The organism is Dyadobacter sp. CY326 (assembly GCF_021390515.1).
Lineage (GTDB): Bacteria > Bacteroidota > Bacteroidia > Cytophagales > Spirosomataceae > Dyadobacter.
In genome coordinates, this window is record NZ_JAJUXI010000008.1 from 172,891 (window position 1) to 186,508 (window position 13,618).

Here is a 13,618-nt window from a genome sequence, read left to right on the forward strand (position 1 = left end):
GTGGTGCTAATGGCGCCAGTTTACAGAAAACTGATAGACAATAGTGCGCAGCGTTACAATATCAGGTTTTCTGATCTGTAACGCTGCTTATTCGCAGCTTCCTTATTTCAAGCTTTGTTGAGCCGGTCTGAAATCGATGGTTACCTGATTAATTTTACCTGAAAATGCAAACGGGACTTTATAACTGTCGGCAACCGGCGTCAAATCGTCGTAGCCAACATTCACACCTTCGTGCAGACAGACATAACCCGTCGTCTTTTCCAGTTTTGACTCCCCTACTTTGTCATTGTTGGCAAAAAGCGTGATTTGTCCTGCGCCTTGCTCGTCGTAAACCACATCGGCGCGGAGCTGCACGCGGCCGCTTGGCAATGTTGCACTTTCAGAAGTCACTGCATATTTGGTCCCGTCGCCGACTGCGTAAACAAAGTTCAGTTTCCGGTTTTGTACAAAAAAGCTGAGCCCACCTTCAAAGCCACCGCGGGATAGCAAAACGCCTTCCGTTTCCACTCCGGGCAAATCCACGTCCGCAACCAGACTAAACGATCTTTTATTCGCAAACGGGCCAGCCACGTCGACAATGGTCGATTGTCCCGGACGAAGCACAATGCGGTCCAGGTCCTTGTATGCGGTTTGCAAAGTGTAACCCTGCGTGCCGTCTTTTAGCGGATAGACATTGTATTTATTGGCTTCGCTGTCGAACAATGCACGCAATTCTTTTAGCTTGGCGGGTTGCTGCTCAGTAAGGTCGGTTATTTCGTTGAAATCCTCTTTCAGGTTGTACAACTGCCATTTGTCATCTTCAAAAGGCTGACCTTTTACGTGCAGTGCGCCCGCTTTCCAGCCGTCTTTATAAATCGCCCGCGAGCCGTGGATTTCGTAATATTGCTGCGTGTGACGGTCTTTCGCGGCCGCATCATTCAAGCTGTAAGCCAGACTCGTTCCCTCGATTGCATCCTGTTTGTAGCCATTGACGCTTTCGGGCGCTTTTGCACCAATAAGTTCGAGCGTCGTGGGGAGAATGTCGATCACATGGCCATATTGGTTGCGGATGCCGCCTTTTTCCTTAATGCCTTTTGGATAAAAAACAATTAGCGGATTATGCGTGCCGCCTTCGGAATTTGCATCTTGCTTCCACTGACGGAAAGGCACATTGGTCGCTGCTGCCCACCCGAGCGGATAATTGACTTTGGAATATTCCGACCCAATCAAATCAATGTTTTCCAAATTCTTCTTCAATCGCTGCTCCTCGGAAATGCCCGCGCCGTAATTGTTTACAGTCCCAACAAATGTCCCTTCTTTGCTGGCACCATTATCCCCCACGGAAACAAATATCAGCGTATTTTCCAGCTGACCGGATTCCTTCAAATGCCTGATGACGCGGCCAATTTCATAGTCCGTGTATTCCAGAAAACCCGCATAAGTTTCCATAAAACGCGCATACAGCTTTTTCTCATCTGCGGGCAGCGACGCCCATTCTTTCACGCCGACATTGCGCGGCGGGAGTTTTGCATTTTTGGGAATCACGCCCAGCTTAATCTGGTTGGCGATCACTTTCTCACGATATTCATCCCAGCCGCCGTCAAATTTTCCTTTGTATTTGTCCGACCATTCTTTTGCGACCTGATGCGGCGCATGGCCCGCGCCGGTGGCAATGTAAAGGAAAAATGGTTTGTCAGGATTCCCAGCTTTTTGTCCTGAAACATAATCAATGGCGCGGTTGGCGATCAGCTCGTTAAAATGCTTTCCGCTTTGGTCATCCTTCTGACGGTGAATGCCTTCCCAAAGCTCGGGATGCCACTGGTCAATGCTGCCTCGGGATGGAAATCCGTAAAACTGCTCGAACCCGCGACCGGTCGGCCAGCGGTTGAATGGCCCGGCTGGTGTCAAATCTGCCAAAGGCGTAATGTGCCACTTGCCCAATGCAAATGTGTTATAGCCATTTTCTTTCAAAATCTCCGCTGCTGTTGCTTTTTCGAAGGGCATCTGTGCATCATATCCCGGCGTGCCAATGGCAGTTTCGGGAAACAACCCCATGTGCGCCGAATGCGCGTTCCGTCCGGTCAGCAACGCGGCGCGGGTCGGGGCGCAGATGGCGGTGGTGTGAAAGTTGGTGTAACGCAGGCCATTGTTTGCAAGACTATCGAGTGTAGGCGTGTTGATGAGGCCGCCAAATGTGCTGATGGCACCGTAACCAACATCGTCCAGCAATATCCAGACTACATTTGGTGCGCCAGCGGGCGCCTTTTTCTTTTCGGCCCAGGACTGGTTTGTTTCGCTCAATGTCTTGCCAATTTTGCCTTTATAAGGCTGCACGGGCGTGTATTGTGCAAAAGCAAGCTGCCCCGAGGTTAATAGTGCGATGGCACCAAACGCAAGCTTTCCGACAGGAAGAAAATGTCTTTTCATAAATTGAATGTTAACGCGATGAAATAAAAAAATACCTCAGATCTCGCTGCGAAATCCAGGCATTTTACGCAATTAACGTCCGTGGGAATTTTCACAATCACCGACCGGCATGCATTAAAATGCCTTTCATACTCCATTCACATGAAGCATTGAGATCTGGTGGTTGTAGCGCAAATTTATGCAAACTATTTATTCTACCAACTTAATAGATTAAATATTTAATCGTCCCAAAGGCTTTATCAAAGTGATAACTTACACTTTGGCAAGCTCAAAATAGAAAGTGCTGCCCATGCCAATCTCGCTTTCAACGCCTATGCCCCCACCCTGCGCTTCAATGAACTCTTTACTGATCGCCAGCCCAAGGCCCGTGCCGGTTTTGGAGCTGCCGGGCACTTGAAAATATCGGTCAAATATCTTGTTCCGGTAACGGCTGTCAATGCCTTTTCCTTCATCGCGAACTGAAAACTTGACGCCAGTTGGCGCGCCCCGGAGTTCGAGCAGCAACCTGCCCTCCTGTTGTGAGTAACGGATCGCATTGGTCAAAAAATTGATGAGCACCCAGGCCGTTTTTTCCATATCAGCCTTCACATCGGGCAAGTCCGGATCCGTTTCAACCACCAGTTCAATTTCCTTTTGCTCCATCGGGAGCTTCACCGCATCAAGTGCATATTGCATGATCGCATAAGGACTGCTCGACTGGATATTGAGCTGAATGTTGCCCGTTTCCACCTGCGACATATTTAACAGTTCGCCTGTGATTTTCAGAAGTCGGTCACTGTCCTCTTTAATGCTTTCCGTCAGCTGTTTTTGCTCGTCATTCAAAGCGCCCGTTTGCTGACTTTCCAGCAATTGGAGGCTCATTTTAATGGAGGAAATGGGCGTTTTGAGCTTGTGGGAAACGGTTGCAATGAAATTGGTTTTTGCAAAATCCAGCTCTTTGAACGGTGTAATGTTCTTCAAAAGGATCACTTGCCCTATAAATTTTTTCTGCCGCTCCCCGGTCGGAATGATTGTTATATCGACGACTTCTTTTTCGAAATAACTCTCTTTATCATCTGCGTAGATTTTGAGCGAAGGTGCCGCGGCATGTTGCGCAAGGCCATTGAGCCCTTGCTTTTCCTGGATTAAAACGCGGATCAAATCGTTTTGAACAGCCAGATCCACGGCCGATTTTCCCAGCATATCGCCGAGTGACATGCCCGTGATTTTGACAGCCTCGTCATTTGCAAAAAGAATGTTTTTATTTTCATCCAATCCAATGACGGGTTCGTGCATGTTATTGATTAAAGCCTCCGTCCTTTTTTTCTCAATCAGGATTTGTGATAGGTTACTGCTGTCATATTCTTCCAATTTTTCTGCCATTGTATTAAATGAAGCCGCTAACCGACTGAATTCATCCTTTCCTGAAAAGTGAAGGCGCTTCGAGTAATTCTTCGCGGCTATTTCCCCGATGCTGTCCGTAAGCTCACGAATGGGATTACCAACATTGGAAGGCAGGTTGATCAGCAGCGTTAAGGCAACCAGAAAACACAATGTTGCAGTCAGTACGATCCCGACAATCGCGGACTCAACCGAATCCACTGCGATATCACTTTTTTTCAGGATCGCCTGCATGTTGATTTGGGATAATTCGGCCAAATCTTTGCGTATCAGGCCCGGCAATGTGCTGCTCAGCGGATCTGCTTTGAGCAATTCGTAATGATCCTGCACCTTTTGCGTCGCCTCCGCCTCCCCTGTTTCAGTAATGTTGTTTTGCTGTTGGCCCAGGTTGTCATCGAATATTTGCCAAGCCTTGGGATTGGATTTGATTTCGTCAATGGCGAGCAGCATTTGCTGTGTGTAATCGAGGGTTTTATAATTATCGGCCAGAATGTTTTCTGTGTCCTGTTTGAGGATATAAACATGCCTCGCGGCAATTAGACCCAGGGCCAGGATCAAACAAAAAAGGGCTCCGAGCCCTAATCTGAGTTTGGTTTTTATTTTCATTTTAAATCAAAATAGCGATTGTGTGCTCAGGAAAGGATTACTAAATCGATGTCGGAAGACGACAACTTTTTAAGCAGATTGTTAAAAAGATTAGTCGCTAAAATCACTTTTATAAGCGTGATATGCGGCTTGCCGACGCATATTGTTGTGATTTGACGCTGCTCGGCCACTTCAATAATGGCTTCGGAAATGTTGGCGCTTTGCACGCGCACAATCTCCCCACCCATTTCAGTGGCGAGTTTGAAGTTATTGATCAAATGTCTTTGCTTGTCCAATGCAATGCGATCCTGGCTTTCCTTGGGCGTTTGCACGTAAAGGACAAACCATTTGCTGTTGTAATAACTGGCCAGCCGGGCCGTTTTCCGTATCACATGCCGGGCCGTATTTTCATTGCTGCTGATGCAAGCCAGAAATTTTTCCCGCCGCGAACCGACCATTTTGGGAACTTCCGATTCCACCTTTCGCTCCACCTGACTGGCAACTTCTTTCAAGGCGAGCTCGCGCAGCTGCAAAATATGATCGGCTTTAAAAAAGTTGGTAAGGGCAGTTTGGATCTTTTCAGGCTTATAAATTTTCCCTTCTTTCAACCTCGTAATCAGCTCATCGGCAGTGAGGTCAATGTTGACCACTTCATCCGCAGCGCCCAGCACGCTGTCCGGAATGCGTTCCTTGACTTCAATCCCGGTGATCTGTTTTACTTCCTCATTAAGTGATTCAATGTGCTGAATGTTGACCGCGCTGATCACATTGATCCCGGCTTCAAGGATCTCGAACACATCCTGCCAGCGCTTGTTGTTTTTGCTTCCTTCAATGTTCGTATGGGCGAGCTCGTCCACAATCACCACCTCAGGACGAAGGCTTATCACCGCCTGAACATCCAGTTCATCCAGCTCTTTGCCCTTGTAAAACAGTTGTCTGCGCGGGATAACGGGCAGGCCTTCTAGCAAATCGTGTGTCTCTTTTCGGAAATGCGTTTCAATGTAACCGATCTTGACGTCAATGCCGTTTCGGAGTAAGGCATGCGCTTCTTGGAGCATCCGGAATGTTTTACCAACCCCGGCGCTCATGCCGATGTAAATTTTGAATTTGCCACGCCGCGACTTTTTGATCAGGTCCAGGAAATGCTGCGCGCTGGGGTTGGTTTCTGCCATTTTTAAGGTCGAGTTAAAATCGCTTAGCAGCCGGGATTGATCTGCTGTTTTGAATATATTTTGTTAAGCTGAGGCGGCATCAATGCCAGCCACTGCTGCATCTGCTTTTGCTCACGTGGCAGGAAAATTGAAAAAGAATATACATACAAATTTTCAATCAGCATCCGCACAACAACGTCGCCGTTCGCCGAACGCCCGACCAATTGCCAGGCGCCCGGCTTTATTCAGAATGCAACTGATATGGAAGAGGTCAGAAAAAAGTTGTCTTTTTTAGTCGCAACATCTGTCCTTTCCAAAAATATCGCGTCCTTACTGCTCAGGTTTCGGGCTTCCACGCGACATAACACGCCCGGGAAAATGGCATAGTCAATGTTCGCCGAAACACCGAAAGTTTTGAATCCATGCGCTGTTCCTGTGGCAATGATCACGCCATTTTTATCTTGAAAATATTCACCCCGGGCTGCAATGTTAACCCTTGACGAGGGCGAAAAGCGGGCGATGACCACGGGCACAAACCAGTTGTTGTAATCGCTGCTCCTCTTGGCTTTCTGCTCTGTCCCGTAGTCGAAACCCGTGGTGAGGCCAAACTTTTCAGTCAACTGGAAAATGCCGTAAAAGTTATGATAATAACGCATAAGCCTCAGACTGTCAGGCTTATCGTTTCCTATGAATGTGCTGTAATTAAGCGTGACATTAGCAGCAGGTTTGTAAGTGATCTGCGTCCCGAAAGCCGGCGTTGTGTTGCCGTCAACCCGCTGGATTCTTTGCCAGCCGTTTAAATACATGCCCGACAAATAAAGCTTTTCATCTTTTGTGGTAAACCCCAGCTTTACACCCGATTCGAAATAAGGCGTGTTTTCTGCAACGAGGCTTCTTGTCAATGCCCAGTTATCTTTTCCAATTGCGCTTTCAAACCCGATGTGCGAAGGCATAATCCCTGCATCAACCCACAGGTTGGCATTTTTTGCAATTTTTAAACCGACATTGGCTTCATAAATGTTTTTAAGCACGCCCGGCTCAGCTGCATAATTCGCATTCATGTAAGTGCCAGTGGCCAGTGCCAGGTTGCCCCTGACGCGGTCAGTCGCGTAATTCGCTTTGATGAAGCCCAGGTTCAGATTAACCTCTCCCGCCCGGTTGAAATTGTAGAGAAAGCCCGGCGTTGTGTTGTTAAGCGGCCTGTTGAAATCATAATTGTAATAAGCTTCGGCATAACCGCTGATCGTCAACGGGTTTTTGGTTTCCGTCGAATCCTGAGCCAAAGCGGGTTGTAAAATCACCAATCCTAATGCACTGAATAATAAACTTTTCATTGAAAATTGTACTGTAAATGAATGTAGCGGCGCTTTGAAAAATTTGCTGGCCCCCGCGTCGCTGCTTGTGGGAACCGGCAAATTCCTTATAATTTCTCCAATGCCAAGTTGAGGCTCAGCACATTAACCGTCTGCGGGCCGAACATGCCGATCAATGGCTTTTCCGTGTTGGAGTCAATGATCTGTTTGATTTTATCTTCGGACACTTTGCGCACGGATGCGATTCTTTTCACTTGCACCAATGCTGCCTTCGGCGAGATGTCCGGATCAAGTCCGCTGCCGCTGGCTGTCACAAGCTCAACCGGAATGTCTTTTTTGCTAACCGACGGATTATGGACCAGGAATGTATCAATGCGTGCCTGCACGATGCCCAGATATTCGGGGTTTGAAGGGCCTTTGTTGCTGCCGCCTGAGCCAGCCGCATTGTATTCCACAGCCGAAGGACGTGACCAGAAAAACCGATCTTCATTAAATTTTTGGCCAACATTGGCGTAATACTTTTTACCATTCGCAGTTACAACTTCACCCTGACCATTGTTGGGTGCCAACTGCGCAATTGCCCAGACGATAGCTGGATAAACCACACAAAAAAAGATCAGCGTAACGATTGTCAGTTTGATCGCAGGAAATATGTTCGTTTTCATTTACTTAAATTTTTAACTTTAAAAAAATATTTTGGAATCTATGGAAGCATTGTTGCGCGTTCGTTCTTCTGAGTTCACGGACGAATTGATTAACAAAATCAGAACTTTACTCAGTGGTTCGCAAGATTCAGAGATCACCATCAGCATTACTGAAAAGCCTTCATCCGGCATACTGCGTCTCGAAACCCGGGACGAGTACTTTTCACGGCTGGATAAGTCACTCGAAAATCTTGAAAAGGGCAATGTCATCACTTTCAACGGAGATGCGTTTGACCAATTTGCACGACACCTAGGTAATGAATGAGCAGGATTGTTTTTGATACGCTCGCAATCGAAGACCTGACCCAGTGGTCCAAAAGCGAAGCCCGGCTGGTTAAGAAAGTCTTCGAACTTATCACTGATATTCAGAAACATCCCTTTGACGGAATTGGCAAGCCAGAAGGTCTGAAACATCAGTATAAGGGATGCTGGAGCAGGCGCATTACCGACGAGCACCGGCTGATTTACAAAGTGCTTTCCGATGGCGATATTTTCGTTTTGAGCGTTCATGGTCATTACGATCAGTGATTTCTAAATCCAGATACTCACCAATAGGTCGATGACTTTGATGCCGATGAAGGGCACTAGAATTCCTCCCAGACCGTAGATGAAGAGGTTTCTTCTTAGTAGCGCGCTGGCGCCGATGGGCTTGTAAGCGACGCCTTTCAAAGCGAGCGGGATCAGGAACGGGATGATGATCGCGTTGAAGATCACTGCTGACAGGATTGCACTTTCGGGGCTGTTCAGACGCATGATGTTCAATCCTTGCAGCGCCGGAATACTTGCAATGAACAAGGCCGGAATGATCGCAAAATATTTGGCTACGTCATTGGCTATTGAGAAAGTGGTGAGCGTTCCGCGCGTCATCAGCAACTGCTTTCCGATTTCCACGATCTCGATCAATTTGGTCGGGTCGTTGTCCAGATCGACCATGTTACCGGCTTCTTTTGCAGCCTGCGTTCCGCTATTCATTGCCACGCCTACGTCAGCTTGTGCCAAGGCAGGCGCGTCATTGGTGCCGTCACCCATCATGGCCACGAGCTTGCCGCCTTCCTGCTCTTTTTTAATGTAATTCATTTTATCCTCCGGCTTGGCTTCGGCGATGAAATCGTCCACACCTGCTTTTTCGGCGATGAATTTGGCGGTCAGCGGGTTATCACCGGTTACCATCACTGTTTTCACACCCATTTTACGAAGGCGCTCGAAACGCTCGCTAATGCCGGGTTTGATGATATCCTGCAATTCAATGACTCCCAGAACCCGCTCATTTTCAGAAACAACCAGTGGCGTTCCGCCATTATTTGAAATTGCTTTGACCTGCTCTTCAATTTCTGTCGGGAATTGATTTCGCGCATTGGTAACCAGTGTCCTGATGGAATCAAAAGCGCCTTTGCGAATCCGCGTATCTTCAAAGTCCACGCCTGAACTGCGCGTTTCGGCGGTAAACTTGATGAATTTCGGATCAGCTATCTGATAAGTCGAAGGAGTCGCATTCGCAAGTTCGAGGATCGATTTTCCTTCGGGCGTTTCATCGGCGATGGAGCTGAGCACGGCGGATTTTATAAAATGATTTTCAGTAATGCCTTTGGCCGTGTGAAAATGGGTTGCCTTTCTGTTTCCAATGGTGATTGTGCCCGTTTTGTCAAGCAACAGCACATCAATGTCTCCTGCTGTTTCCACTGCTTTACCCGATTTGGTAATCACATTGGCACGCAATGCACGGTCCATACCAGCGATCCCGATCGCCGAAAGCAGCCCGCCAATCGTTGTCGGAATCAGACACACGAAGAGCGAAATGAATGCGGCAATGGTAATAGGCGTATTGGAGTAATCGGCGAATGGTTTCAAGGTGATGCAGACTATCACAAACACCAGTGTAAATCCTGCCAAAAGAATTGTGAGGGCGATTTCGTTAGGCGTTTTCTGACGGCTTGCTCCTTCCACCAAAGCGATCATTTTGTCCAGAAAGCTCTCGCCGGGAGCGGTTGTCACCATCACTTTGATCCTGTCAGACAAAACTTTTGTTCCGCCGGTTACGCTGCTTTTATCGCCGCCCGCTTCACGGATCACCGGCGCAGATTCACCGGTTATGGCGCTTTCGTCAATCGTTGCCAGACCTTCAATGATCTCACCATCAGTTGGAATGTTATCACCGGCTTCGCAGATGAAGACATCGCCTTTTTTCATTTGTGCTGACATCACATTTTGCGTCGAAACTGAGAAGCCTTGTTTGTTGTCAATGACCAGTTTGGCCGGCGTTTCTTCGCGTGTTTTCCGCAAACTGTCGGCCTGTGCCTTTCCGCGTGCTTCTGCAATGGCTTCTGCAAAGTTTGCAAACAGCAATGTGAGCAGCAGGATCAGGAATATGACAAAATTGTAGCCGAAACTGCCTTGCGTCGTATTGCCGGACAAGATCCAGATACAAACCGCGAACATGACAAACGTTCCTACTTCAACGGTGAACATCACCGGGTTTCGGAAGAGAATTTTGGGGTTCAATTTGATGAACGACTGCTTCAAAGCTTCGTTCACCAGATCCTTTTGGAACAAGGATGCGTTTTGATTTTTCATTATGATTTTGAATGACTGAATGAGTCCGCGGTGGAACCGGAATGATTGAATGTTCTTGATTTACATGCTGAAATATTCGGCAATCGGGCCCAGTGTCAGCGATGGGAAGAATGATAGGGCAGTAATGATCACGATCACGGCCATCACCATCATGCCAAATGTGGCCGAATCGGTGCGAAGCGTTCCTGCGCTTTCTGGGATGTATTTTTTATTTGCCAAAAGTCCTGCGATAGCGATCGGCCCGATGATAGGGATGAAACGCGAAAGGATCAGGACAAAGCCTGTGGTAATGTTCCACCATGGATTATTGTCGCCCAAGCCTTCGAAACCGCTGCCGTTGTTGGCCGCTGATGATGTATACTCATAAAGCATTTCACTGAATCCGTGGAAACCAGGGTTGTTCAAATTGGCCGAGGTAATTTCAGGAAAGGCAGCTGCGAGCGCTGTGCCTGCCAGGATCAAAAGCGGGTGCAGAAGCGCAACGATCATCGCAATTTTCATCTCGCGGCCTTCGATTTTCTTACCCAAAAACTCCGGCGTACGACCTACCATCAGCCCGCTGATAAAGACTGCAAGAATGATAAAGATGAAGAAGTTCAGTATCCCGACGCCGCAACCGCCATAAAAGGCATTGGTCATCATGGCCAGCAATTGCGTCATTCCGGATAGCGGCATAGTGCTGTCGTGCATTGCATTGACCGAGCCGGTTGAGATGACGGTGGTGGCTATACTCCAAAAGCCGGAAGCCGCGCTCCCAAACCTTGCCTCTTTGCCTTCCATCGCACCTGCACCCATATCAACGCCCATTTGCGCGATCGCCGGATTGCCTTGCATTTCCCAAATGATCGTCGGCACGCAGAGCAAAAGGAAACCGATGGTCATCACGCCAAAGATCATCCAGGCCATTTTCTTTCTTTTCAAAAAGAAGCCCAATGCGAAAATCATGGCTAATGGAATGATCATTTGGGAAAACATTTCAACCATATTGGTCAGGTAACTAGGGTTTTCCAGCGGGTGAGCCGAGTTGGTGCCATAAAAACCACCACCATTTGTTCCCAAATGTTTGATGGCGACGAATGCCGCAACCGGGCCGGTCGAAACGCCCACCGTGTCACCCTGCATGCTGATAATGCTGTCTTTTCCTTCAAAGGTCATCGGCGTGCCGTTGAATGCTAACACGCTGGAAACCACGATAGAAGCTGGCAACAAAATACGCGTGCAGGAGATAATAAGCAGGTTGTAAAAGTTACCCAGCTTTTCGGCAGTCCGTTCTTTCAAGGCGATAAACAATATTACGGCTGCTGCCATGCCCGTTCCGGCGCTAACAAATTGCAGGAACATTAAAAACAACTGTGACAAATAACTGACGCCACTTTCACCCGAGTAATGTTGCAAATTACAGTTGACAACGAAAGATATGCTGGTGTTGAATGCGAGGTCGGCGGTTTGTCCCGGGTTGCCATCGGGATTCAATGGCAGCCAGCCCTGATTCATCAGCACAAACATGCCCAGTAAAAACCAGACAAAATTAATGGTCAGCAACGCCACCATATGCTGCTTCCAGTTCATTTCAGCTTTCCGATCTATTCCGCTAATCCGGAAAAATAAGGTTTCAAGAGGATTGAATACGGAGTCCAGCAGCGTTTTTTCGCCCGCGTAGACTTTCGCAATGTACTTTCCAAATGGAATGGCCATCAGGATTGTAATTGCATACATGGCAATGACGCCTAAAATTTCTGTGTTCATTTTACTAAGAATTGTCCTGTAGAGTTAAAATTTTTCGGGTTTGATCAGCACATAACACATGTAGATGAATACGCCGATTGATACAATGAATAAGGCTGCCATGATTTTAGATTTTTTCAAAAAATTTGACGGATTGATAAAACAGTGCGAAACAGGCGCAGCCCGCAGCGACTAAGAGGATTGTTAACATCTTGTTTAATATTTGAGTGAATATTTAATCTGAATGTGTTGATACCAAACACGTTCCGCTTGCTCCACAGTATATCTAACAATCTGATTTACAATAACTTAAAATATTAAATCAAGCATTGACACAAAAAAAGACCCTATCAAAATGATAGAGTCTTATCAAAATGGTTTTCGTTAGATGAAGCCCTCAGGCTTGCATTGTCTTACTTCTCATTCAGAATCAGTGGCACATTTCCTTTTCCTCCAAGCACGACAATCTTGGCATTGGGAGAAGCGGCCAGTTCTTTTTGCGCTTTAATGCTCTCATATTGCAGCTGCCGGTCCGTCAGGCTCAATGCAATGATCGTTTGGTAATCGGCAATCCCGCGTGCTTCGACGCGCTTGCGCTCTGCTTCCTGCTTTTCTTTTTGGAGTACAAATTCCATTTTCTGCGCTTCCTGCTCGGCATTGATCTTGGACTCAATGGTCTTCTTGACCGATTCGGGAAGGTTAATGTTGCGGATCAAAAGTTGTTCGAGGATCAGGCCGCGGCCTTTGAAATCTTTGTCAATGGTCTGGTAAATCCGGTTTTGAAACTCGTCCCGCCTTTTGGAATAAAGCGCAACGGCATCGTAATAAACCGCATTATCGCGGATACGCGTTCGGGTGACGGGCCTTACAATCTTGTCCTTATAATCTGAGCCAATTCCTTTGTAGATCGCGGGCGCCTTTTCGGGCATGATCTTGTACAAAACAGTCAGGTCAATCACCACTTCCAGCCCGTCTGCCGAAAGAACGCGGATCGCATCGTCCCCTTGCAGTTCGCCTTCGCTATGCTGTGCGGACATGGTGTAATTCTGCGTCTTGGTGTCGAAAATCGTAACCTCAGCCAGTGGATTTACAAAATGGAGCCCGTTTTCAAGCACATTCGGACTGACTTTCCCGAACAATGACTGGACGCCGATCGTCCCAGCATCGATTTGCCGCACACCCGAGGAAATTATTCCGAGCAAAATGATAGCAGCACCCACAATTTTCAGAACAGGCGCATATCGCGATATATTTAATGGAGATTTAGAAAAAGCAAAACCAGCAAAAGCCACCAGAATTCCGATTGTCAGAATAAACATGATAAATCAATTTATATCTTAGCTAAGTCACCGAAGATTATTTTTTGGCAACAAACGCGTGCCGTTGCATGCCAGGTGAAAGCCACCCGACATAATGCTATCATTATCAAAATGTTAGTAAGTAAAAATACGATCATTCATGACTAAATATGCAAAAATCGGCCTATCATTTTGATTCGGTTTTATCAATATGATAGGATTACAAAGAAAACCGGTCGGGCTTACCATCGAATGCCGGATTTTTGAAATAACCATTTCCCGGCCAAAGTGGCTTGATAAGGCCGCTTTCCCACAATGAATCAATGTTCGGGGTCCGGTGACATGGATTTCCGTAACAGGAAAGATTGGTGTAACCCAGATCGTCCGCCATAATGAAGACAATGTTGGGTTTTGTATTTTGTCCAAAACCTGTAAGCGAAACCAGAAAAGTCAGCGCGGCGATCAGGTAAAATCTGATGTTCATG

Annotated in this window: 12 protein-coding genes; 2 read left to right on the forward strand and 10 right to left on the reverse strand. The window is 47.2% G+C overall.

The genetic code is table 11. The features are described from left to right. Positions 1–102 precede the first annotated feature (102 nt). The 5 genes from LZG73_RS17190 to LZG73_RS17210 form a co-directional block, all read right to left on the reverse strand. Positions 103–2,406 carry an arylsulfatase gene (locus LZG73_RS17190; RefSeq protein WP_233852802.1) on the reverse strand — a complete coding sequence of 768 codons (2,304 nt, stop codon included), beginning with the start codon at positions 2,404–2,406 and terminating at the stop codon, positions 103–105. A gap of 252 nt (positions 2,407–2,658) precedes the next feature. Continuing rightward, a complete protein-coding gene (locus tag LZG73_RS17195) occupies positions 2,659–4,392 on the reverse strand; it encodes an ATP-binding protein (RefSeq protein ID WP_233852806.1) in 1,734 nt (577 codons plus the stop codon). Between the two features lie 26 nt (positions 4,393–4,418). Beyond that, positions 4,419–5,543, reverse strand: coding sequence for a universal stress protein (locus tag LZG73_RS17200; protein ID WP_233852810.1), 1,125 nt, complete (start codon positions 5,541–5,543; stop codon positions 4,419–4,421). A 224-nt stretch (positions 5,544–5,767) separates the two neighbouring features. Beyond that, positions 5,768–6,856 (reverse strand): porin, encoded by a 1,089-nt coding sequence (locus LZG73_RS17205; protein WP_233852811.1) that lies wholly within the window; start codon positions 6,854–6,856, stop codon positions 5,768–5,770. 86 nt (positions 6,857–6,942) lie between these two features. Next, a complete protein-coding gene (locus tag LZG73_RS17210) occupies positions 6,943–7,500 on the reverse strand; it encodes a K(+)-transporting ATPase subunit C (RefSeq protein WP_233852813.1) in 558 nt (185 codons plus the stop codon). Positions 7,501–7,540: 40 nt separating this feature from the next. Between LZG73_RS17210 and LZG73_RS17215 the strand changes: the two genes are divergently transcribed. Next, the gene (locus tag LZG73_RS17215; protein WP_233852814.1) at positions 7,541–7,804 is read left to right on the forward strand and encodes a hypothetical protein; all 264 of its coding nucleotides are present in this window, start codon (positions 7,541–7,543) and stop codon (positions 7,802–7,804) included. Next, positions 7,801–8,067, forward strand: coding sequence for a Txe/YoeB family addiction module toxin (locus LZG73_RS17220; RefSeq protein ID WP_233852815.1), 267 nt, complete (start codon positions 7,801–7,803; stop codon positions 8,065–8,067). The genes LZG73_RS17215 and LZG73_RS17220 overlap by 4 nt, the downstream gene beginning before the upstream one ends. Positions 8,068–8,070: 3 nt before the next feature. On the opposite strand, the gene kdpB is transcribed toward LZG73_RS17220, so the two are convergent. The 5 genes from kdpB to LZG73_RS17240 form a co-directional block, all read right to left on the reverse strand. Further along, complete coding sequence (kdpB, locus tag LZG73_RS17225) at positions 8,071–10,110, reverse strand: potassium-transporting ATPase subunit KdpB (protein WP_233852818.1); 2,040 nt, start codon at positions 10,108–10,110, stop codon at positions 8,071–8,073. A 60-nt stretch (positions 10,111–10,170) separates the two neighbouring features. Beyond that, positions 10,171–11,856, reverse strand: coding sequence for a potassium-transporting ATPase subunit KdpA (kdpA, locus tag LZG73_RS17230; protein WP_233852822.1), 1,686 nt, complete (start codon positions 11,854–11,856; stop codon positions 10,171–10,173). Between the two features lie 24 nt (positions 11,857–11,880). Then, on the reverse strand, positions 11,881–11,958 hold the full coding sequence (gene kdpF, locus LZG73_RS25690) for a K(+)-transporting ATPase subunit F (protein WP_409014344.1): 78 nt from the start codon (positions 11,956–11,958) through the stop codon (positions 11,881–11,883). A 290-nt stretch (positions 11,959–12,248) separates the two neighbouring features. Next, positions 12,249–13,154 carry a prohibitin family protein gene (locus LZG73_RS17235; RefSeq protein ID WP_233852823.1) on the reverse strand — a complete coding sequence of 302 codons (906 nt, stop codon included), beginning with the start codon at positions 13,152–13,154 and terminating at the stop codon, positions 12,249–12,251. 199 nt (positions 13,155–13,353) lie between these two features. After that, positions 13,354–13,617 carry a sulfatase-like hydrolase/transferase gene (locus LZG73_RS17240; protein WP_233852824.1) on the reverse strand — a complete coding sequence of 88 codons (264 nt, stop codon included), beginning with the start codon at positions 13,615–13,617 and terminating at the stop codon, positions 13,354–13,356. Position 13,618: the final 1 nt, after the last annotated feature.